General features: G+C 34.5%; 24 protein-coding genes. 19 read left to right on the forward strand and 5 right to left on the reverse strand.

The features are described from left to right. The first annotated feature begins 276 nt into the window (after positions 1-276). Both C8C85_RS01790 and C8C85_RS01795 read left to right on the forward strand, forming a co-directional pair. On the forward strand, positions 277-504 hold the full coding sequence (locus tag C8C85_RS01790) for a hypothetical protein (protein ID WP_165818082.1): 228 nt from the start codon (positions 277-279) through the stop codon (positions 502-504). Positions 505-508: 4 nt separating this feature from the next. Continuing rightward, positions 509-733 carry a hypothetical protein gene (locus tag C8C85_RS01795; protein ID WP_116795542.1) on the forward strand — a complete coding sequence of 75 codons (225 nt, stop codon included), beginning with the start codon at positions 509-511 and terminating at the stop codon, positions 731-733. Positions 734-1,146: 413 nt separating this feature from the next. Here C8C85_RS01795 and C8C85_RS01800 read toward each other — a convergent pair whose 3' ends face one another. Beyond that, positions 1,147-2,217: an IS110 family transposase gene (locus C8C85_RS01800; protein ID WP_116795533.1), complete on the reverse strand. Its 1,071-nt coding sequence runs from the start codon at positions 2,215-2,217 to the stop codon at positions 1,147-1,149. A 231-nt stretch (positions 2,218-2,448) separates the two neighbouring features. On the opposite strand from C8C85_RS01800, the gene C8C85_RS01805 reads away from it, so the two are divergent. After that, on the forward strand, positions 2,449-3,450 hold the full coding sequence (locus C8C85_RS01805) for an IS30 family transposase (RefSeq protein ID WP_116795543.1): 1,002 nt from the start codon (positions 2,449-2,451) through the stop codon (positions 3,448-3,450). Positions 3,451-3,753: 303 nt separating this feature from the next. On the opposite strand, the gene C8C85_RS01810 is transcribed toward C8C85_RS01805, so the two are convergent. Next, a complete protein-coding gene (locus C8C85_RS01810) occupies positions 3,754-4,824 on the reverse strand; it encodes an IS110 family transposase (protein ID WP_116795533.1) in 1,071 nt (356 codons plus the stop codon). A gap of 198 nt (positions 4,825-5,022) precedes the next feature. Here C8C85_RS01810 and C8C85_RS01815 point away from each other — a divergent pair, with 198 nt between their 5' ends. Further along, complete coding sequence (locus C8C85_RS01815; RefSeq protein ID WP_116795544.1) at positions 5,023-5,580, forward strand: hypothetical protein; 558 nt, start codon at positions 5,023-5,025, stop codon at positions 5,578-5,580. Between the two features lie 413 nt (positions 5,581-5,993). Here the strand turns inward: C8C85_RS01815 and C8C85_RS01820 are convergent, their stop codons facing one another. After that, positions 5,994-7,064: an IS110 family transposase gene (locus C8C85_RS01820; protein ID WP_116795533.1), complete on the reverse strand. Its 1,071-nt coding sequence runs from the start codon at positions 7,062-7,064 to the stop codon at positions 5,994-5,996. A gap of 199 nt (positions 7,065-7,263) precedes the next feature. Here C8C85_RS01820 and C8C85_RS01825 point away from each other — a divergent pair, with 199 nt between their 5' ends. The 10 genes from C8C85_RS01825 (at position 7,264) to C8C85_RS01870 (ending at position 15,291) form a co-directional block, all read left to right on the forward strand. Then, complete coding sequence (locus tag C8C85_RS01825; protein WP_116795545.1) at positions 7,264-7,854, forward strand: hypothetical protein; 591 nt, start codon at positions 7,264-7,266, stop codon at positions 7,852-7,854. A gap of 206 nt (positions 7,855-8,060) precedes the next feature. Next, the gene (locus tag C8C85_RS01830) at positions 8,061-8,360 is read left to right on the forward strand and encodes a nucleotidyltransferase family protein (protein ID WP_116795546.1); all 300 of its coding nucleotides are present in this window, start codon (positions 8,061-8,063) and stop codon (positions 8,358-8,360) included. Then, on the forward strand, positions 8,353-8,706 hold the full coding sequence (locus C8C85_RS01835; RefSeq protein WP_116795547.1) for a DUF86 domain-containing protein: 354 nt from the start codon (positions 8,353-8,355) through the stop codon (positions 8,704-8,706). Before C8C85_RS01830 ends, C8C85_RS01835 begins: the two co-directional genes overlap by 8 nt. A gap of 207 nt (positions 8,707-8,913) precedes the next feature. Next, positions 8,914-9,933: an IS30 family transposase gene (locus tag C8C85_RS01840; RefSeq protein WP_116795548.1), complete on the forward strand. Its 1,020-nt coding sequence runs from the start codon at positions 8,914-8,916 to the stop codon at positions 9,931-9,933. A gap of 72 nt (positions 9,934-10,005) precedes the next feature. After that, complete coding sequence (locus C8C85_RS01845; RefSeq protein WP_116795549.1) at positions 10,006-10,419, forward strand: hypothetical protein; 414 nt, start codon at positions 10,006-10,008, stop codon at positions 10,417-10,419. Between the two features lie 214 nt (positions 10,420-10,633). Further along, on the forward strand, positions 10,634-10,879 hold the full coding sequence (locus tag C8C85_RS01850) for an AbrB/MazE/SpoVT family DNA-binding domain-containing protein (RefSeq protein WP_116795550.1): 246 nt from the start codon (positions 10,634-10,636) through the stop codon (positions 10,877-10,879). After that, a complete protein-coding gene (locus tag C8C85_RS01855) occupies positions 10,870-11,193 on the forward strand; it encodes a type II toxin-antitoxin system PemK/MazF family toxin (RefSeq protein ID WP_116795551.1) in 324 nt (107 codons plus the stop codon). Before C8C85_RS01850 ends, C8C85_RS01855 begins: the two co-directional genes overlap by 10 nt. Positions 11,194-11,401: 208 nt before the next feature. Continuing rightward, positions 11,402-12,403, forward strand: a complete 1,002-nt coding sequence (locus tag C8C85_RS01860) for an IS30 family transposase (RefSeq protein WP_116795541.1) — start codon at positions 11,402-11,404, stop codon at positions 12,401-12,403. 147 nt (positions 12,404-12,550) lie between these two features. After that, a complete protein-coding gene (locus C8C85_RS01865) occupies positions 12,551-13,339 on the forward strand; it encodes a hypothetical protein (protein WP_116795552.1) in 789 nt (262 codons plus the stop codon). 200 nt (positions 13,340-13,539) lie between these two features. Further along, positions 13,540-15,291, forward strand: coding sequence for a T9SS type A sorting domain-containing protein (locus C8C85_RS01870; protein ID WP_116795553.1), 1,752 nt, complete (start codon positions 13,540-13,542; stop codon positions 15,289-15,291). A gap of 456 nt (positions 15,292-15,747) precedes the next feature. Here the strand turns inward: C8C85_RS01870 and C8C85_RS01875 are convergent, their stop codons facing one another. Beyond that, positions 15,748-16,818: an IS110 family transposase gene (locus C8C85_RS01875; protein WP_116795533.1), complete on the reverse strand. Its 1,071-nt coding sequence runs from the start codon at positions 16,816-16,818 to the stop codon at positions 15,748-15,750. Between the two features lie 242 nt (positions 16,819-17,060). Between C8C85_RS01875 and C8C85_RS01880 the strand changes: the two genes are divergently transcribed. From C8C85_RS01880 to C8C85_RS01900, 5 genes are all read left to right on the forward strand, one after another. Beyond that, entirely contained in the window at positions 17,061-17,309 is a 249-nt protein-coding gene (locus tag C8C85_RS01880; protein ID WP_116795554.1) for a DUF6364 family protein, read from the forward strand. Next, positions 17,306-17,719: a type II toxin-antitoxin system VapC family toxin gene (locus C8C85_RS01885; protein WP_116795555.1), complete on the forward strand. Its 414-nt coding sequence runs from the start codon at positions 17,306-17,308 to the stop codon at positions 17,717-17,719. The genes C8C85_RS01880 and C8C85_RS01885 overlap by 4 nt, the downstream gene beginning before the upstream one ends. 269 nt (positions 17,720-17,988) lie before the next feature. Then, positions 17,989-18,741, forward strand: coding sequence for an SDR family NAD(P)-dependent oxidoreductase (locus C8C85_RS01890; RefSeq protein ID WP_116795556.1), 753 nt, complete (start codon positions 17,989-17,991; stop codon positions 18,739-18,741). Positions 18,742-19,009: 268 nt separating this feature from the next. Then, the gene (locus tag C8C85_RS01895; RefSeq protein ID WP_116795557.1) at positions 19,010-20,053 is read left to right on the forward strand and encodes an MBL fold metallo-hydrolase; all 1,044 of its coding nucleotides are present in this window, start codon (positions 19,010-19,012) and stop codon (positions 20,051-20,053) included. A gap of 9 nt (positions 20,054-20,062) precedes the next feature. Further along, positions 20,063-20,998, forward strand: coding sequence for a polysaccharide deacetylase family protein (locus tag C8C85_RS01900; RefSeq protein ID WP_207786918.1), 936 nt, complete (start codon positions 20,063-20,065; stop codon positions 20,996-20,998). 251 nt (positions 20,999-21,249) lie between these two features. On the opposite strand, the gene C8C85_RS01905 is transcribed toward C8C85_RS01900, so the two are convergent. Beyond that, complete coding sequence (locus C8C85_RS01905) at positions 21,250-22,554, reverse strand: M20/M25/M40 family metallo-hydrolase (protein WP_116795558.1); 1,305 nt, start codon at positions 22,552-22,554, stop codon at positions 21,250-21,252. Positions 22,555-22,680: the final 126 nt, after the last annotated feature.

Raw genomic sequence — 22,680 nt, forward strand, 5'->3', positions numbered from 1 at the left:
TTGGAACGGAAAGCGGAAAGCGGAAAACTTTGGGTAATTGGAATCGATAATTGGAAAGTCTAATCGTTCGTGCTCAGCATCGTCAAGCTACACACCCTAACACACGCTACAAGCAATTTGGGGATTTGGCTTAATTTGAAAATGGTCTTGTATTTGGAAGATTTGGCAAATCCGAATAATGGGCTTAATTTAGTCCCAAACTGCTTGTAGCGCGAGAACGTTGGGCACAATTTTGCTGCTTGACAGAAACTGAAATTGAAACTAAAACTATAAAATATGACATTAAATGAATTAGGAGCCAAACTTAGCGAAATGTATAATAATGCTCCAAAAGGTGATTCTGTAGCAATGATACATTTATTTGGAATTAAATATGCAAGCGAAATTAAAGGAAGTAATTACTCAAAAAAAGATATAATTACACAATCTGGAATTTCTTCATCATATTTAACTGAATTAACCAAAGGTGTGAAATTGGCTGAATATGTAATTCCGAAAAATTAATTGAATGGATAAATTATATATTCGTTCCAAACACTTCACATACGACGAGTTACAAACAGTTATAAAGCAATTAAAAGAATTAAATTACGAATGGATTGCTAACGTAGATTATATCGGTAGTAGCGATTCGGAAGAAATAGACGTGACTTTTTCTCTTTTAAAAGAAGATTTAGGAGAATTTCTTGCAGTTATATTTAGTTGCGGATACTTTCATGCATTCGAAAGATAAAAACTGCGCCCAACAGCCACTCCTATGTAAAGCATCGTAAAGTTATTCACAACTTTTGAGAGGGTTATATGTCGGTTATTTTTCGAGTATAGAATTCCATACCAGCGGCTTGTTGAAAAAGTTGGAAACAACTTTTTGTCCGCCGAAGGCTTGGACTGAAAAAGTTATTCTAACTTTTTCAATAATGCCAGGAATTCATGTCTCTTTTATTTCATAGTCTTTCTTTTTAAAATTCTTAAGGCTCACACTCCTATATGTGGTTCTCGTTTTCAGAACGAGACCACCAGCATCTGTATGATTGTAAGAATAAAAAATAGCTGCCTGCTACAAAATGTGGCTTCGTTTTATAGAACCACCTTAGCTGTTTTGCAGTCTATCTTCTGTTATAATTGAGCTTTTTAAGAAGGTTGTTTTTATTTTTCTAACACTAAATTTCTATTGATTTGATAGGGTGTTTCCGTTTTAATGACCGAGAGTATTCTTCGTGCCATTTTATGGGCTATTTTAATGATGATACTCTTTACGTTCTTGCCTTGATGTTTGCGGTAATAGTTTTGCATTTCGGTATCTTTTCTAATGGCAACCCAGGCGGCTTCCACTAAATAACTCCGTAATTGTGAACGGCTTCTGGGAGTTATTCCCAAACACTTTTCCGAACCGCCGCTATTATAAATCCCAGGAACCAATCCGATGTAAGAGCTGAATTGTCCCTCGTTATTGAATCGGCGCAAATCACCACACTCGGCCAGAATCACGCTTGCCAGATAACCCCCAATTCCTGGAATGCTCTTCAAGAGATTATAATCTTTCTTATGGGTCTTTCGGCAATGAGCACGCATTTGATTCGCAATTTCCAAATACTCTGACTTGATAAATTTATACATCCGTATTTTGCCCTGCAAAGCCAATTCTCCACAAGTATTGCTGAATTTTATATTTTCTAGCCAGACAATAAAATCTTTGCTCCAATTTGAATTATCAAACTCTTGAGGTATTGTTATGCCATGAAAGAGCAACATACTTTTAATATGCAATTTGCTTTGTCGGAGTTTCTTGGTGACTTGGGTTCTATGACGGGCCAAAGTCGTAAACTGTTCGTGTTCTTCAGTAGGAATATAAACTCCCCGCAGAACACCCGCCTTTAATTGATTGGACAGATTTCTCGAATCTAAGGCGTCTGTTTTTTGATATCGTTCCTTGTCTCCTGTCTTGACATCGGATGGATTGACAACCAAAACACTCCAACCTAAGTTTAAAAAATAGCGGGCGGCGCAAAACCCGCAACAGCCTGCTTCATAAACTAAATCCACTTCGTAATCAGGAAATGTTTGCTCCACATATTGAAATAAATCCTCGGCAACGGAAGGCATCGAGTACGTTCTGTGAAAGAACAAATCAGTTTGAATGGAAACTGTCCAGCTTTTTTTGTGAATATCTAAACCAATGAATATCTTTGGTTTTATTAAGGCATCTTGTAATTGCATAATCTTTGTTTTTAGTAATTCTAAGTTATGCTTTTACATAGATGCTACAACGGATTTGGGCAATAGGCTTAATGGAAAGTTGGTTTTGTATTTGTGATGATTTGGCAAATCCGAAGAATGGGCTTAATTTAGTCCCAAACCCGCTGTAGTACCAGAACGTTGGTGGCAATCTTAAGGCAGACTCAAGAATCTAACGCAATTTTTAAGACAAAAATGACTTAAAATTGTGTTATGAAAACAGCTTACAAAAGACTCAATCGGAACCATAGAATTGAGATTGAAAAACTAATCGCTTTAGGCAAAAACAAAAAGCAAATTGCCACTACTCTATCGGTGCATCCAAGTACCATTTCTAGAGAATTAAAACGTGTCGAAAAAGGGGATTATAACAACCTAAAAGCAGAACTAAATTACGTCCATAATCTACTCGATAGAAGACTCGGGAAAACCAAAATTGACAGTAATCCAAAACTTAAAAATTTTGTATATTCACATCTCAAATTACACTGGTCTCCCAAACAAATTTCCAATGCCTTAAAACAGTTTTATCCGTTCGATCCAACAATGCAAATTTCACACGAAAGCATCTATTATCACATCTATGTTCAACCTAAAAAAGAGGTTGAAAAGTTACTTATTTCCCAACTTAGACAAAAGCGAAATTACAGAGGAAATACCCGTCGTGGGGCTGACAAAAGAAGTACAATTAAAGACCCAATTCGCATAGACGAAAGACCAGAAGAAGTCCTTACAAGAGAAGTGCTTGGACACTGGGAAGGCGACTTAATACTGGGGAAGAATAGAGAATCAGCCATTGGAACTCTTGTGGAAAGAACAACTCGTTTTTTAATAATGGTGCCCCTAAAAAAGAAAGATGCAACATCTGTTAGAAAAGCATTTGAAAAAGCATTTTCTAACATTCCAAAACACTTAAAATTATCCCTGACATATGACAACGGAACCGAAATGGCACAACACAAATTATTTACCAAAAATTCCAAAGTAAAAGTCTATTTTGCACATCCATATTCGCCATGGGAAAGACCCACAAATGAAAATACAAACGGGCTGATCAGAGACTATTTCCCTAAAGGAACTGACTTCAAATTACTATCAAAAAAAGACATAATGGAAGTGCAAAATCAACTCAACGAAAGACCTAGAAAAACACTCGAATATGAATCGCCTTTAAACACCATTAGTCGATTGTATATGAACCAAAATTTCATTTAATTATTAGGTAAATTCAAAATAAATCGTAGCTTTATTTTTTGAATTTAGAAAGCCTAAGCACAATCAAAATTGGCTTTCTGAATTTGAAAAATAAGGCAAAACTCTAAAGCAAAAAATTGCGATAGAAACTTGAAACCGCCCTATATGTGGTTCTCGTTTTCAGAACGAGACCACCAGCATCTGTATGATTGTAAGAATAAAAAATAGCTGCCTGCTACAAAATGTGGCTTCGTTTTATAGAACCACCTTAGCTGTTTTGCAGTCTATCTTCTGTTATAATTGAGCTTTTTAAGAAGGTTGTTTTTATTTTTCTAACACTAAATTTCTATTGATTTGATAGGGTGTTTCCGTTTTAATGACCGAGAGTATTCTTCGTGCCATTTTATGGGCTATTTTAATGATGATACTCTTTACGTTCTTGCCTTGATGTTTGCGGTAATAGTTTTGCATTTCGGTATCTTTTCTAATGGCAACCCAGGCGGCTTCCACTAAATAACTCCGTAATTGTGAACGGCTTCTGGGAGTTATTCCCAAACACTTTTCCGAACCGCCGCTATTATAAATCCCAGGAACCAATCCGATGTAAGAGCTGAATTGTCCCTCGTTATTGAATCGGCGCAAATCACCACACTCGGCCAGAATCACGCTTGCCAGATAACCCCCAATTCCTGGAATGCTCTTCAAGAGATTATAATCTTTCTTATGGGTCTTTCGGCAATGAGCACGCATTTGATTCGCAATTTCCAAATACTCTGACTTGATAAATTTATACATCCGTATTTTGCCCTGCAAAGCCAATTCTCCACAAGTATTGCTGAATTTTATATTTTCTAGCCAGACAATAAAATCTTTGCTCCAATTTGAATTATCAAACTCTTGAGGTATTGTTATGCCATGAAAGAGCAACATACTTTTAATATGCAATTTGCTTTGTCGGAGTTTCTTGGTGACTTGGGTTCTATGACGGGCCAAAGTCGTAAACTGTTCGTGTTCTTCAGTAGGAATATAAACTCCCCGCAGAACACCCGCCTTTAATTGATTGGACAGATTTCTCGAATCTAAGGCGTCTGTTTTTTGATATCGTTCCTTGTCTCCTGTCTTGACATCGGATGGATTGACAACCAAAACACTCCAACCTAAGTTTAAAAAATAGCGGGCGGCGCAAAACCCGCAACAGCCTGCTTCATAAACTAAATCCACTTCGTAATCAGGAAATGTTTGCTCCACATATTGAAATAAATCCTCGGCAACGGAAGGCATCGAGTACGTTCTGTGAAAGAACAAATCAGTTTGAATGGAAACTGTCCAGCTTTTTTTGTGAATATCTAAACCAATGAATATCTTTGGTTTTATTAAGGCATCTTGTAATTGCATAATCTTTGTTTTTAGTAATTCTAAGTTATGCTTTTACATAGATGCTACAACGGATTTGGGTATTTGGCTTAATGGAAAAATGGTTTTGTATTTGGGATGATTTGGCAAATCCGAGAATAGGGCTTAATTTAGTCCCAAACCCGCTGTAGTGCCAAGACGTTAGTGGCAATTTTGCAGACCGAAAGAACAAGGAAGACAATGAACATACTTTCATTAAAAATATTACCGAGTCCAGAATCTAATGACAATGAAGTTAGAATTCTAATTGACAATGAAGATTTTTTAGGTGACGACTATTTGGGACTTGACCCGCCAGTTTTTTTTGACCAAACCAATTTTGATAAAAATGGCGAACTAATGATTGGACGCTGTTCGTGCGGTTGCGAAGGCTGTTGCGATTTTCCTGTTACAGTGAAAGTAAATGAAAGCAGAATTATTTGGACAGATGAAAATGGACTTAACCTAACTTTTGATAAAGAAGATTATTTAAACACTGTTGAAATTACAAAAAATGATTTTAGTTGGGAAGATGCAAACAGAAAGATGGAGCGTCTGACAAAAAACATTCTTAGAAACTCAGAAACAAAAGACAAATATAAATTTCAATGGGCTTCTGCAAGAATAAATAAAAATAAAATCACATTAAGTTATAGCAAAAATGGAGAACAAAAATTATTTGAGTTTAGTTGGGATGGACAAACTGGAGAAGACATTGAGATGAAAGCAAAACATTTTTTAAACAACAGATTAAAATAAAAACTGCCACTAACAGCTACTCCTATGTAAAGCATCGTAAAGTTATTCACAACTTTTGAGAGGGTTATATGTCGGTTATTTTTCGAGTATAGAATTCCATACCAGCGGCTTGTTGAAAAAGTTGGAAACAACTTTTTGTCCGCCGAAGGCTTGGACTGAAAAAGTTATTCTAACTTTTTCAATAATGCCAGGAATTCATGTCTCTTTTATTTCATAGTCTTTCTTTTTAAAATTCTTAAGGCTCACACTCCTATATGTGGTTCTCGTTTTCAGAACGAGACCACCAGCATCTGTATGATTGTAAGAATAAAAAATAGCTGCCAGCTACAAAATGTGGCTTCGTTTTATAGAACCACCTTAGCTGTTTTGCAGTCTATCTTCTGTTATAATTGAGCTTTTTAAGAAGGTTGTTTTTATTTTTCTAACACTAAATTTCTATTGATTTGATAGGGTGTTTCCGTTTTAATGACCGAGAGTATTCTTCGTGCCATTTTATGGGCTATTTTAATGATGATACTCTTTACGTTCTTGCCTTGATGTTTGCGGTAATAGTTTTGCATTTCGGTATCTTTTCTAATGGCAACCCAGGCGGCTTCCACTAAATAACTCCGTAATTGTGAACGGCTTCTGGGAGTTATTCCCAAACACTTTTCCGAACCGCCGCTATTATAAATCCCAGGAACCAATCCGATGTAAGAGCTGAATTGTCCCTCGTTATTGAATCGGCGCAAATCACCACACTCGGCCAGAATCACGCTTGCCAGATAACCCCCAATTCCTGGAATGCTCTTCAAGAGATTATAATCTTTCTTATGGGTCTTTCGGCAATGAGCACGCATTTGATTCGCAATTTCCAAATACTCTGACTTGATAAATTTATACATCCGTATTTTGCCCTGCAAAGCCAATTCTCCACAAGTATTGCTGAATTTTATATTTTCTAGCCAGACAATAAAATCTTTGCTCCAATTTGAATTATCAAACTCTTGAGGTATTGTTATGCCATGAAAGAGCAACATACTTTTAATATGCAATTTGCTTTGTCGGAGTTTCTTGGTGACTTGGGTTCTATGACGGGCCAAAGTCGTAAACTGTTCGTGTTCTTCAGTAGGAATATAAACTCCCCGCAGAACACCCGCCTTTAATTGATTGGACAGATTTCTCGAATCTAAGGCGTCTGTTTTTTGATATCGTTCCTTGTCTCCTGTCTTGACATCGGATGGATTGACAACCAAAACACTCCAACCTAAGTTTAAAAAATAGCGGGCGGCGCAAAACCCGCAACAGCCTGCTTCATAAACTAAATCCACTTCGTAATCAGGAAATGTTTGCTCCACATATTGAAATAAATCCTCGGCAACGGAAGGCATCGAGTACGTTCTGTGAAAGAACAAATCAGTTTGAATGGAAACTGTCCAGCTTTTTTTGTGAATATCTAAACCAATGAATATCTTTGGTTTTATTAAGGCATCTTGTAATTGCATAATCTTTGTTTTTAGTAATTCTAAGTTATGCTTTTACATAGATGCTACAACGGATTTGGGCAATAGTCTTAATGGAAAAATGGTTTTGTATTTGGGATGATTTGGCAAATCCGAAGATAAGGCTTAATTTAGTCCCAAACCCGCTGTAGTGCCAAGACGTTGGCAGTAATTGTGACCGAAAAAGGAGAATTCAATAAAAATGACTAAAGAAGAATTTAAAACATTTTGGAATTTAATGTATCCTAACACGATACCAATTTCGTATCTATTTAAAAATAATCATTCTCAAAAATGGTTCAGAATCCATAGTTTGCCAAAATCAAAACGATATCCTGAAAGTGAAAATGAATGGGGAATTTTATTGGAAAGACAAAATCAAATAATCACTGACTTATTTGGCGAAAACGAAAAAATTTTACTTGTTACAGGTGAATATAATTGGGGCGAACGAACTACTTTCATTACTGACGAAGAAGAAGTTTTTAAACAATACAAGTTTTTGAGACTTGACAACATAGATATGTTTGAATATAACTCCGATGATTATGATAAAGGAGAAATTTATAGACCTGCATTTGCCGAAATAATTTGGAATTTAAATCATTATGACAAATTGCTTAAAGAAATAGCTATCAATAATGTAAGTGCTTTTTTTGTTTCAATTGTCAAGAATATAATCGTTGTCCCTTATGACGGAGGGATTGACTTTATTTTTAAAGACAGTCAAACAAGAGATTCTTATAAAGAAAAATATAAAGAGTGGTTATCGGAACGTGAAGACGGCCTGTAAAGGACGAACAAAAAACAACTACTGCCAACACACGCTACAAGCAATTTGGGGATTTGGCTTAATGGAAAAATTGGTTTGTATTTGGAAGATTTGGTAAATCCGAAGATAAGGCTTAATTTAATCCCAAACTGCTTGTAGCGCGGGAACGTTGGCAGTAATTATTTGACGAATCGATTTTAAAAGATATTTTTGTTTAAATTTGTGGTATGGGAATTATTGACAACAATATAGATAACTTAAAAAAGCTTTGTGTAATATACAACGTGGAAAAAATGTATCTATTTGGTTCGTCCCTCAATTCCAGCTTTAATGAAAAAAGCGATGTTGATTTATTAGTTAAGTTTAAGCAAATTGAACTTTCAAAATATTTTGATAATTACATAAACTTCAAAGAAAAACTAGAGTCCTTATTTGGTAGAGATGTTGACTTACTTGAAGAACAGACTTTAAAAAATCCAATCTTAATTAAATCAATCGACAATTCAAAAGAACTAATTTATGGATGAAAGGATTCTTAAATGGTTGTTTGATATAAAAATGTCCATTGATGAAATAAACGAGTTCTTCCATAATGAAGAGAAAGATTTTTTCAAATATAGAAGTAACTTAATGCGTAAAAGAGCTGTTGAAAGAAATCTTGAAATTATTGGCGAAGCAATCAACCGAATAATTACTCGAGATGATTCTTTTGTTGAGAAAATATCAAACGCAAAAGCAATTATTGGGCTCAGAAATCATGTGATTCATGCTTATGATAATGTTTCTGACGAGAATATTTGGTCAATCTTAATCAATCACTTACCGAAATTGAAAATAGAGATTGACAATTTAATCCAAAAAGAAGAAAAATAACTACTGCCAACACACGCTACAAGCAATTTGGGCATTTGGCTTAATGGAAAAATTAGTTTGTATTTGGTATGATTTGGCAAATCCGAAGAATAGGCTTAATTTAATCCCAAACCCGCTGTAGTGCCAGAACGTTATGAACAAGCTTAGGGCAGACTCGTAAATTCAATAACTTAATGCAACACTTTTAATTTTTTAAATTTGTTGTATATGGAAAAGAAACGTAACAGATTAACCTTTGCTGAACGTGTTATTATCGAGACTTTGCTATCCGAAAAGAAATCAATTTTATATATCTCTAGACAATTAGACCGTAACAGGAGTTCGATCCACAGAGAAGTCAAAAAATGGATTCGTATCCCTAGTGATAAATACCAAGCACATCTTGCTGATTTTTGCGCTAAAGAAGAGTATTTAAACAAAAGAAACCTTGACAAAATAAACACTTATTTTAGGTTAAAACTGTTTGTTTATAAAGGATTACTCAATGATCACTCACCAGAACAAATCGCAGGAAGCATCAAAGATTTATATCCAAATGACCCAATAATGTCTATTTCCTATGAAGCAATATATAAGCATATCTACAAGCATAGACAATCTAGGTTAGGAAGAAAATTAATCAAACTACTACCCTACAGCCATTCTAAAAGAAGAAATAAAAAGAGATTTGGCTCTAAAAGATCTAGAATTAAAGATGCCATTAGTATCGAAATGCGACCAGATATCGACAACAGAAAACAGCTCGGTCATTGGGAAGGCGACCAAATTGTAGGTCTAGGACACAAAAGCGCAATTGCAACAATGGTCGAAAGAAAAACAAGATTTACTTATATCATTTTCCTCAAAGACAGAACATCCGAAACAATGACACAAGCCGTCGCAAAAGCCTTAAACATCTTAATTCCAGAGGCAAGAAAAACAATGACATACGATAATGGAATGGAAATGTCGAATCATAAATGGCTTAAAGACAATACAGGAATGGATATCTATTTTGCTCATCCATATTCGCCCTGGGAAAGAGGTACAAACGAAAACACAAACGGGCTAATAAGACGCTATTTCCCAAAGAAAACTGACTTTAATAACATTACCGAACAACAGCTAAATCAAGTTCAAAACAAACTTAATAATAGACCCAGAAAAGTATTAGGATATAAAACACCAGCATATATGTTGGAACTAGAAATAAATAAGATCAAATACCTCAATTTGAAACCAAATTAGTATTTTTGATCATAAACAAAAAGACCAACTGTTGCATTAAGGTCTTGAATCCACCAACCTGAAACGATATCAATGAAAACTAATAGAATATTCTTTTTATTATTAATCTTCGTATTATTTACTTCTTGTGACCCAGTGAATTCAATAATAATCGAAAATAAAACTAATAGTAAAATTGAAATAAGAATGTTTTTTAAAAACCTTGATGATATAAGCGAAGAAAATATATACTTTGAAAACTATCAAATTGATAAACAATCTATTAGTATTTCAAAAGAAATTATGCCTGATGAAGAAATCATAATCGGGATAGGAAGTGGAATTGCAAAACCAGTAGAAAAAGCAGATATTCGATTCGACAAAATAGACATTTTAATTGGTAAAAATGCCTTGAGCTTCAATAAAAATGCATTTTATTATTGCTTAGACGAAAGAACTAACTGGCCATTTTTTGCTGTTCATAACAAATATTTCACGTTAGAATAACGTTTGCTAACAGCCACTACAACGGATTTGGGCATTAGGCTTAATGGAAAGATGGTTTTGTATTTGGGATGATTTGGCAAATCCGAAAACAGGGCTTAATTTAGTCCCAAACCCGCTGTAGTGCCAAGACGTTACCAGCCATTGAAAAAAATCTGCTAAAAATTAGACTTTCTAAAAAATTGTAATAACTTTGTATATACAAAAAATAAAAGTTATGGACATTTCAGTTATTCCGATTGGAAATTCAAAAGGAATTCGTTTATCGAAAACCTTACTCGAAAAATATAATATCACAGATAAAGTCGAACTCATTCTTGAAAAAGGCTATATAATTTTAAAACCCAAAGCTGAACCAAGAAATGGCTGGGAAAAATCATTTAAAAAAATGCATGAAAACGGCGAAGACAAATTGCTGATTAACGACATTTTTGAAGACGAAAATTTTGAAGAATGGAGTTAAGACAATATCAAATCGTTTTAGTCAATCTTGATCCAACGATTGGAAGTGAAATTAAAAAAACACGACCTTGTGTTATCATTTCACCTAACGAAATGAATAAATATTTACAGACAATCGTTGTAGCTCCTATGACTAGCAGTTCAAAATCTTATCCGACAAGAGTTGAAATTTTACACAACGATACCAAAGGCCAAATTGCTTTGGACCAAATCAGAACTGTTGATAGACAAAGAATAACAAAAGTATTTGGAAATTTGGCTGAAAAAGAAGTTTCAAAAGTAAAAGAGGTTCTGAAAGAAACTTATGTTGATTAAAGTCAACGGCTGGTAACACACGCTACAAGCAATTTGGGGATTTGGCTTAATGGAAAAATTGATTTGTATTTGGAAGATTTGGCAAATCCGAATAATGGGCTTAATTTAGTCCCAAACTGCTTGTAGCGCGGGAACGTTGGTGGCAAGCAACAGGCAGACTCAAGAATCTAACGCAATTTTTAAGACAAAAATGACTTAAAATTGTGTTATGAAAACAGCTTACAAAAGACTCAATCGGAACCATAGAATTGAGATTGAAAAACTAATCGCTTTAGGCAAAAACAAAAAGCAAATTGCCACTACTCTATCGGTGCATCCAAGTACCATTTCTAGAGAATTAAAACGTGTCGAAAAAGGGGATTATAACAACCTAAAAGCAGAACTAAATTACGTCCATAATCTACTCGATAGAAGACTCGGGAAAACCAAAATTGACAGTAATCCAAAACTTAAAAATTTTGTATATTCACATCTCAAATTACACTGGTCTCCCAAACAAATTTCCAATGCCTTAAAACAGTTTTATCCGTTCGATCCAACAATGCAAATTTCACACGAAAGCATCTATTATCACATCTATGTTCAACCTAAAAAAGAGGTTGAAAAGTTACTTATTTCCCAACTTAGACAAAAGCGAAATTACAGAGGAAATACCCGTCGTGGGGCTGACAAAAGAAGTACAATTAAAGACCCAATTCGCATAGACGAAAGACCAGATGAAGTCCTTACAAGAGAAGTGCCTGGACACTGGGAAGGAGACTTAATACTGGGGAAGAATAGAGAATCAGCCATTGGAACTCTTGTGGAAAGAACAACTCGTTTTTTAATAATGGTGCCCCTAAAAAAGAAAGATGCAACATCTGTTAGAAAAGCATTTGAAAAAGCATTTTCTAACATTCCAAAACACTTAAAATTATCCCTGACATATGACAACGGAACCGAAATGGCACAACACAAATTATTTACCAAAAATTCCAAAGTAAAAGTCTATTTTGCACATCCATATTCGCCATGGGAAAGACCCACAAATGAAAATACAAACGGGCTGATCAGAGACTATTTCCCTAAAGGAACTGACTTCAAATTACTATCAAAAAAAGACATAATGGAAGTGCAAAATCAACTCAACGAAAGACCTAGAAAAACACTCGAATATGAATCGCCTTTAAACACCATTAGTCGATTGTATATGAACCAAAATTTCATTTAATTATTAGGTAAATTCAAAATAAATCGTAGCTTTATTTTTTGAATTTAGAAAGCCTAAGCACAATCAAAATTGGCTTTCTGAATTTGAAAAACAAGGCAAAACTCTAAAGCAAAAAATTGCGATAGAAACTTGAAACCGCCTATCAGAATGAAAGAGAAAGTAATTATCGGATTAATATTTTTTATTCTATTTTCCTGTAAACAAAATCAGGAAGAGAATAACTCAACCTTAAAAAATGAGATTCCTTTACAGAAAAAGACAATTAGAAGTATTGGGAATTATATTCACGATATTCATCCCGCAGATTCTTTATGTAAAGCAAATATTCAATTAGCAAAATCTCAAATAGATAGTGGCAAGTTATATTTTACATTACAAGTCGGATTTGGAAGCTATAATACTAGACAAGCCAAAAATCTTAAAAAACTTTGTCCAAAATATGGTTTGCATTTTTCTTATGAGGAGATTACCGATTTTTTTAAAAATGAACATGATACACCTGGCTGCTATGGGGCTTATATGGACGAAGCAATCGAAAAAAAACTAGGAAAAAATTTCAGAAAAAAAATTCTTCGTGAAGCAGATCAATTGAGTATCGCTAATAATGATACGATTGATGCTTATGAATGTGACATAAAACCAAAAATCGTTAATATTGAAGATGGAGGAATTTACTTACCGAGTAAAAATCTTAAAGTGAAGAAAAACAAATATGGACAACTAATTAATCTGGATGTCAAATTTTATATAGACAAAAATGGAAATCCATCGGGTTATAAGCTGTACAAATACATGGACGATAATTTAGATGATGAGCGAGAAAGGCTTTTTCCTCTTGTTTTGACTGAACTTATAAAATATAAAAACTGTACACCTGGTAAAATATTAGGAAGAAACGTGACGACTGAAAACATGGTAATTATCAATTTCCAATAAGAATGACTGCTGCTAACACTTGCTACAAGTGATTTGGGCATTTGGCTTGATGGGAAAATGGGTTTGTATTTGGGATGATTTGGCAAATCCGAAAATAAGGTTTAATTTAACCCCAAACCACTTGTAGCAAGGGAACGTTGGCAGTAATGTTCAGAAACCATATAAAAATCAAAAATCTAACATAATTTCAAATTAAAAAAATGACAAAAAAATTACTTTCTGCACTATTGTTTTTAATTGTAGTTCTTAACTCTAACTCTCAAACGGTATATGTGAAAAAAGATGCAACAGGCTTAAATAATGGTACTAGTTGGCAAAATGCATATACTGATTTAAGTACGGCTATTAATTCTACTAATTCTGGACAAATTTGGGTGGCTCAAGGAACTTATTTTCCAACAACAGATTTGAATGGACAAATACCTATTGATGCTAAATTAAATACTTTCAAATTAAAATTAAACATAGCCATTTATGGTGGTTTTAGTGGTATTGAGACTAATTTAAATCAAAGAAATTGGACAAATTACCCAACAATACTTAGCGGCAATATCGGTGATGAAAATTTATATACCGACAATGTGATTCATGTTTTCTCCTGCGAATATGTAAATTTAAATTCCACCACTATTCTCGACGGATTAACAATAAAAGGAGGATATGCAAAGCTTGCAAATGGATTTGGAAATGAAAAAGGAGGAGGAATTTATGTCAATCAAACCAGCTCAGGTAGTTTTATAGTAAAAAACTGCATCTTGGAAGAAAATTATGCCATAGGATATGGCGGGGGATTGTATGTGTTTAATAGTAATCCAATAATCGAAAATTGCATTTTCAGAAACAACAAGGCTTTCCAAGGTGGGGGAATGTATTTAGAGTATACGAAGGCAATAATTAATAACTGCCATATTGATAATAATATAGCGGACAATTTCCCAACTTCTGGCTATAGTTCTCTAAGAGGTGGAGGAATTTGTATTGGTTCCTATTCAAGCCCGACAATTTCCAACAATTCCATAACGAATAATTTTGCAAAAAATGAAGGCGGAGCTTTCGTTAATGACAGTAATTATGAGGTATTGTTCACTAACAATATTGTGAGTGGAAATAAATCTGGAGATGGTGGTGCATTATTTCTAGGTTGGACAACATATTGTTTTAATAATTTATTTTTCAACAATCAGGCAACACGGTATGGAGGAGCAATTTATATGGATTATGATCCTAATAGAAGTCAGTTTATAAACAATACTGTGGTTCAGAATTCTGCTGCAAGTCAAGGGGGTGGATTGTATATTACCGGAGCTAATCCCGATGTAACCAATAGTCTTTTTTATAGTAACACTAGTCCGATTGGTCCGCAAATAAAGACTATTAATGGTAACGGAAACTGGTCGCCTGATTTTAGATATTGTGACATACAAGGAGGTTTGACGAATTTAGTAACCTCTGGTAATGTGATAGTCTATCAAGACAATATAGATGTCAACCCTTTATTTACAGATGCAGCTAATAATAATTTCCATTTGCAAAGCACATCTACATTAATCAATGCAGGGACAACCAATTTAGCCATAATCACAGCTACTTGGCCTAGGGCGAACGGAGGAGTAATAAATTTCCCAAACACTGATCTGGACGGCTATCAAAGAATTCTAAATACTATTGATATTGGAGCGTATGAATTTGATAACTCATTAGGAATAATTGATGCAACTGAAAAAATTAGCTTTAGCATTTATCCTAATCCTGCAAATGGGGTCTTTAATTTTAGCTCAGACACAAATTATGATTTGTTATCTGTATATGATATTCAAGGTAGGGAGCTCTTTCATCAGTTCAACGAATCAGGAATGACTAGTATTAATCTTGCCAACTACCCGAGTGGATTGTACTTTGTTCGTTTTTTCATAAATAACAAAAAATACACTTATAAAATAATTAATAAATAAAACTAAATATTTTCATTTATATAAAGTGACAATCTATACAGAAACACTACTGCCAACAGCTACTCCTATGTAAAGCATCGTAAAGTTATTCACAACTTTTGAGAGGGTTATATGTCGGTTATTTTTCGAGTATAGAATTCCATACCAGCGGCTTGTTGAAAAAGTTGGAAACAACTTTTTGTCCGCCGAAGGCTTGGACTGAAAAAGTTATTCTAACTTTTTCAATAATGCCAGGAATTCATGTCTCTTTTATTTCATAGTCTTTCTTTTTAAAATTCTTAAGGCTCACACTCCTATATGTGGTTCTCGTTTTCAGAACGAGACCACCAGCATCTGTATGATTGTAAGAATAAAAAATAGCTGCCTGCTACAAAATGTGGCTTCGTTTTATAGAACCACCTTAGCTGTTTTGCAGTCTATCTTCTGTTATAATTGAGCTTTTTAAGAAGGTTGTTTTTATTTTTCTAACACTAAATTTCTATTGATTTGATAGGGTGTTTCCGTTTTAATGACCGAGAGTATTCTTCGTGCCATTTTATGGGCTATTTTAATGATGATACTCTTTACGTTCTTGCCTTGATGTTTGCGGTAATAGTTTTGCATTTCGGTATCTTTTCTAATGGCAACCCAGGCGGCTTCCACTAAATAACTCCGTAATTGTGAACGGCTTCTGGGAGTTATTCCCAAACACTTTTCCGAACCGCCGCTATTATAAATCCCAGGAACCAATCCGATGTAAGAGCTGAATTGTCCCTCGTTATTGAATCGGCGCAAATCACCACACTCGGCCAGAATCACGCTTGCCAGATAACCCCCAATTCCTGGAATGCTCTTCAAGAGATTATAATCTTTCTTATGGGTCTTTCGGCAATGAGCACGCATTTGATTCGCAATTTCCAAATACTCTGACTTGATAAATTTATACATCCGTATTTTGCCCTGCAAAGCCAATTCTCCACAAGTATTGCTGAATTTTATATTTTCTAGCCAGACAATAAAATCTTTGCTCCAATTTGAATTATCAAACTCTTGAGGTATTGTTATGCCATGAAAGAGCAACATACTTTTAATATGCAATTTGCTTTGTCGGAGTTTCTTGGTGACTTGGGTTCTATGACGGGCCAAAGTCGTAAACTGTTCGTGTTCTTCAGTAGGAATATAAACTCCCCGCAGAACACCCGCCTTTAATTGATTGGACAGATTTCTCGAATCTAAGGCGTCTGTTTTTTGATATCGTTCCTTGTCTCCTGTCTTGACATCGGATGGATTGACAACCAAAACACTCCAACCTAAGTTTAAAAAATAGCGGGCGGCGCAAAACCCGCAACAGCCTGCTTCATAAACTAAATCCACTTCGTAATCAGGAAATGTTTGCTCCACATATTGAAATAAATCCTCGGCAACGGAAGGCATCGAGTACGTTCTGTGAAAGAACAAATCAGTTTGAATGGAAACTGTCCAGCTTTTTTTGTGAATATCTAAACCAATGAATATCTTTGGTTTTATTAAGGCATCTTGTAATTGCATAATCTTTGTTTTTAGTAATTCTAAGTTATGCTTTTACATAGATGCTACAACGGATTTGGGCAATTGGCTTAATGGAAGGTTGGTTTTGTATTTGGGATGATTTGGCAAATCCGAGGATAGGGCTTAAAATAATCCCAAACCCGCTGTAGTGCCAAGACGTTGGCAGTAATCGCAAAAAAAACGTAAACCTATATTTATTCCGTCCTAAATTCATATATTTGTACGTATAAATATTTTACGCTATGGATACTAAACTCACATTGAAGCTTGACCAAGAGATAATTGAAAAAGCTAAACATTATGCTTCTGAAAAAAAATTAAGCTTATCTCGAATTATAGAAAACTACCTTAATTCTTTGACTTCAGATAAAACAAATAATGACATACAAATTTCGCCGTTTGTAAAAAGTCTTTCTTCAGGAATTAAAATTCCAGCTGATTATGATTATAAAAAAGATCGTGCTGATTATTTAGAACAAAAATACAAATGAGCAGAATTTTTTTAGACACTAACGTTATATTAGATTTGTTGGGGGAAAGAGTTCCTTTTTTTGATTCTATTGCTAAAGTTGCTACTTTGGCTGATCAAAAAAAGCTTACTCTAATTGTCTCACCTCTTTCATTCACGACAATAGATTACGTTTTAAATAAATATGAAACATCTGAATCTGTTTTGAATAAACTTCGAAAGTTTAAAATAATCTGTGAAGTTTGTGAGATCAATGAAGAAACAATAGATAAAGTGCTGAATTCGAGTTTTAAAGATTTTGAAGATGCTGTTCAATATTTTTCTGCTTTACAATCTAACTCCTCAATGATTATAACCAGAAACGGAAAAGACTTTAAGCACTCTACAATTCCAATTATGACAGCCGAGGAGTATTTAAGTAGCATTATATAAAGCGACTACTGCCAACACACGCTACAAGCAATTTGGGGATTTGGCTTAATTTTAAAATGGTCTTGTATTTGGAAGATTTGGCAAATCCGAAAATAGGGCTTAATTGAGTCCCAGAACCGCTGTAGTGCCAGAACGCTAGGGTGTATAGCTGAAACATGAAGGAATCGTATATTTGATGTTCATTTAAAGAACTAGGATTCAAAAACAAAATGTAAAAAAGGGCTTTACTAGAAGTCCACACTTTTTACAGAAAATATAAAACAGAAAAAATGACAAAAATTGCTTTAATAACAGGTGCAACTTCAGGAATAGGAAAAGCCACTGCGATTAAATTAGCCCAAGATGGATATAGCTTAATAGTGTGCGGACGACGTTCAGAGAAACTGAAAGAATTAAAAAATGTACTATCCACGAATGTGAAAATTCACCGCTTGATATTTGATGTTCGCGACAGAAAAGAAGTAGAACTTCAAATTAATTCCTTGCCTGCCGAATGGAAAAATATTGACGTACTGGTAAATAGTGCTGGTAATGCCCACGGACTTTCCTCAATTCAGAATGGGGAGATTGACGATTGGGATGCGATGATAGACGGAAACGTGAAAGGATTATTATATGTTTCAAGAGCCATAATTCCGCAAATGGTGGAAAGAAAAAAAGGGCATATCATAAATTTAAGTTCGATTGCCGGAAAACAAACCTATGCGAACGGCGCCGTTTATTGTGCGTCAAAAAAAGCAGTTGAGGCCATAAGTGAAGGAATGCGACTTGACCTAACCGAACATGGAATCAAAATAACCAATATTGCGCCGGGTGCAGTTGCAACAGAATTTTCGGAAGTTCGATTTAAAGGAGATAAAGAAAAAGCCAAAAAAGTGTATGAAGGCTACGATCCATTATTGGCGGAAGATATAGCTGATTTTATATCTTATGCCGTCAACGCTCCAGATAGAGTAACGATTGCCGATGTAACAATATATTCTAAAGCCCAATCTGCACCTACAATGATTTATAAAAAATAAAGGAAATCACGCAACAACAGTAATCTTTGTAAAGCCTTTTTATAATCTAATTTTTAGACAAATTATAAAGACAACCTCGTTTAATTATTTTTAAACGGGGTTGTTTGTTTCTAAGTTAAAATAGATATTATCAAAAAGGAGGTATAACAATTAAAAAAAATCTCTTTACTCATTATTAAAACAACCAAATTGAACAAAAACTTAATAACTTTACTTGGACAGTAAATAGAAACGGGGACTAAAATAATAATGAGTCAATTTAGATAAAATGAGAAAGCAATTTGGTGCAAAAGCGAAAAAATCGGACATTGAAAAATATTCAAAATCAAAGTATTGGAATGGAAAAATCTTCGAGAATTTAGAAGTAACCAAAATGAATATCAGCATTCAGACCTTACCAAAGTTGTTATACAAACAATTTTGTAAAAAAGAAGCTAGAGAACCTCAGAAACCCTTATCTATTATTCCATTCGATAAAGAACTTTTTATTCAACCTCATCAATCTATGCAAAGCATTTGGTACGGTCATTCGGCAATACTGATGCGATTGGACAATAAAACAATTCTAATCGACCCTATGTTGGGGTCAAATGCTGCACCTATTGCCCCTTTTGCAGTTCAAAGATTTAGTCAAAATACATTAGACCTCATAGATGAATTTCCAAAAATAGATTTAGTATTACTCTCCCACGACCATTATGATCATTTGGATTATGATAGTATTCAAAAACTCAAAAGCAAAACCAAACAATTTTATGTTGCTTTGGGAGTCAAAAGACATTTGGTTTCTTGGGGAATTCCCGAAAACACAATCACCGAATTCGATTGGTGGGACGAAAATCCATTCGGAGAAATCCAAATCACCTTCACTCCTACCCGACATTTTTCGGGCAGAGGATTGGTCGACAGAGCCAAATCACTTTGGGGTGGCTGGGCATTAAAAACTACTAAAGAAAACATTTGGTTCAGCGGTGATAGCGGTTATGGTGAACATTTCAAAGAAATAGGCACACGCTTAGGTCCATTTGATTTTGCTTTCATGGAATGTGGACAATACAATGAAAACTGGCACCAAATTCATATGTATCCTGAGGAAAGTATACAAGCCTCAATAGACGCCAATGTAAAAAATATGATGCCGGTGCATTGGGCAGGTTTTGCCTTGGCTCAACATACTTGGACAGAACCTGTAGAACGCTTTAGTCAAGAAGCAATTAACAAAAACCTTAAATATTGTTTACCTCAAATAGGTGAATTATTCGATTCTAATCATTCACTAACTCCTACTTGGTGGGTAAGTAAATCTAAATAAGTAATACAAATGAAAATATCCTTATTATCCATTATTCTAATTGCTTTCTTTAACTCAGCTCACGCTCAGGTCAATCCTGAAATTACCAAAATAGGTGTTCCAATAGAAATGCTCTTTCCGGAAGGAAAATCCAAAGCATTAATTTTGAGCTATGATGATGGACGCTCTGAAGACAGACGATTGGTAAAACTAATGAACAAATATGGACTAACAGGAACTTTTCATCTCAATTCAAATAAACTGGGACTTACTAATTACCTCAATAAAGCTGAGATAAAAGAGCTTTTTACTGGTCACGAAGTTTCGGTTCATTCGGCGAATCATCCTAATTTAACAGCCTTGTCCAAAATTGATATCGTTTATGAAATTGCCGAGGACAGAAAAGAATTGGAACGATTGGTAAATTATCCCGTTAGAGGAATGGCTTATCCCTTTGGTAATTATAATGACTTTTTAATTGAGACTATCAAAGGATTGGGGATTGAATATGCAAGAACGGTTTATGATTCTTATGATTTTAACATTCCCAAAGATTTCCTTCAATGGCGACCGACTATGCACCAATTTGGAAAAGCATATACAGAACCCAATAACCCTGAAAATGACAGAAAAGAATTGGAACATTTTTATCAAACCATAAATGAATTTCTTCAAACCAAAAATTTAGCATTAATGGATGTTTGGGGACACAGTTATGAAATTGGAAATGACGAAAACAAATGGAACGAAACGGAGAAATTCTTCAAAATGATTTCCAACAATCCCAGCATTTATTACGTAAAACAAATTGACGTTGTCGACTACATCAATGCTTTTAACAATCTGAAATTTTCTGTAAACAAAAGCATAGTAATGAATCCAAGTTCATTGACTATCTTTTTTAAGAAAGATGGAAAAACCTATTCCGTTTTACCAGGAAAGGCAATCGTTTTATCAACCGAATAATATAAAGATTATATTTTAAACACAGAATAAGAATAAGCATTAGATTTTATTTCGCAGAGAAACGCGAAGAATTCACAAAGTTTCGCAAAGTTATTTATGCTTAATCTCAAGGATCCTTTTTCCTTTGCGAATCTTTGTGTCTCCTTTGAGTATCTTCGTGAAATTAATTCCTATTTAGGAATTTCGGTTAAAAGGTAAAGCCCCGAATCTAATAAATTCGGGGCTTTTCTAATTTTATAACTGATATATAATTATTTCAACTGAGAACTGTCAACTCTTGTTGGAGTATCTTTTCCGCTAATAATTGATGATGAACTTATTGCAATAGCCTTAATAATTTCTGTCATATTAGCGATGTCCAATGTTTCAATTTCATCGTCTGCAGTGTGATAATTCGGTTCACTATCCATTTTTGAAGTTGAAATCGTATGTGCTGGAACTCCTAATTTAGCCAAAGTTGCGTTGTCAGAACGGTAAAACAATTGCTCCTGCGGATACGGATCAGGATAAAATTTAAAAGCTGTTCCTGCCAAATTCTTTTGCAAAATTTCTCCCATATTCGATTTTTCAAACCCAGTAATATAAGCAGAATTCTTTCCCCATTTAGACTCAGTTCCAATCATCTCTAAATTTAACATAGCAATCACCTTATCGGCATTAAGTTGTTTCGAGAAATATTTAGATCCAAAACCTCCCAATTCTTCAGCTACAAATGTTGTAAAAATTATAGTTCGCTCGTTGTTATTCTGCTTTTTAAAATAATTGGCTAGCATAATAACTGCTGTACTTCCCGCTGCATCATCATTCGCTCCATTATAAATAGAATCGGCTGCTGGATGAGGCATTCCTTCTTCTGGAGAACCTACACCAAGGTGATCGTAATGACCTGAAAAAATAACATATTCATCTGGTTTGCTTTTCCCTGGCAATACTCCAACCACATTATTCAGCATTTTTTTGGAGATAGTATTGCTTAGTTCGATTGAAAAAGTAGTCACCTCTGGAACTCCAAAAACAAATAAAACCGTATTATTTTCTGGATTAGCCTTAATTCTATCAATATGCTGAATATTTGGCAACACCTTGTCAAAAGAAGCATCAACCAGTACTAAATAACTTTTCGTTCCGTTGTAATACTCATTAAATTTTTGACCTAGATTATCTCCTTTGATGATTTTAACAACGGTTATATCGCTTTTTTCCGTTAAAGAGACTTGTGGTTGATATGAAAATGTAACAACTTTCGAATTATCGATTTCTTTTCCATCAATGATAATTTTGGATGCAGTTGCTTTAGACTCCGTCATAGCAAACTCTTGTCTAAAATTGGTTGCTCCCATAAAGGTTTGCAACCCTGCTTTTTTAAATTCAGATTCAATAAAAGCCGATGCTTTATCAATGCCAGGAGTAAAAGTTCTTCTCCCCTGCATATCATCTGCAGCGAGTACTTTCTCAATTCGCGTTACTTCGCTGGAAGTAATAATTTTATCAATCGATTGTCCATGCGCACTAATACACAGACTTAAAACAAATGCGCTTACAATAATTTTTCTCATATTTTATTTTTACAAATAATGGGTTAGCACACCAAAAGTATGCTATTTATTTGTAAAAAAAAGGAATATTTTAGGAGTTTTCGCCTGAATTTGATTCTGATTTTGAAGCAGAAAGATTTGGCATTT

Source organism: Flavobacterium sp. 103 (genome assembly GCF_003096795.1).
Lineage (GTDB): Bacteria > Bacteroidota > Bacteroidia > Flavobacteriales > Flavobacteriaceae > Flavobacterium.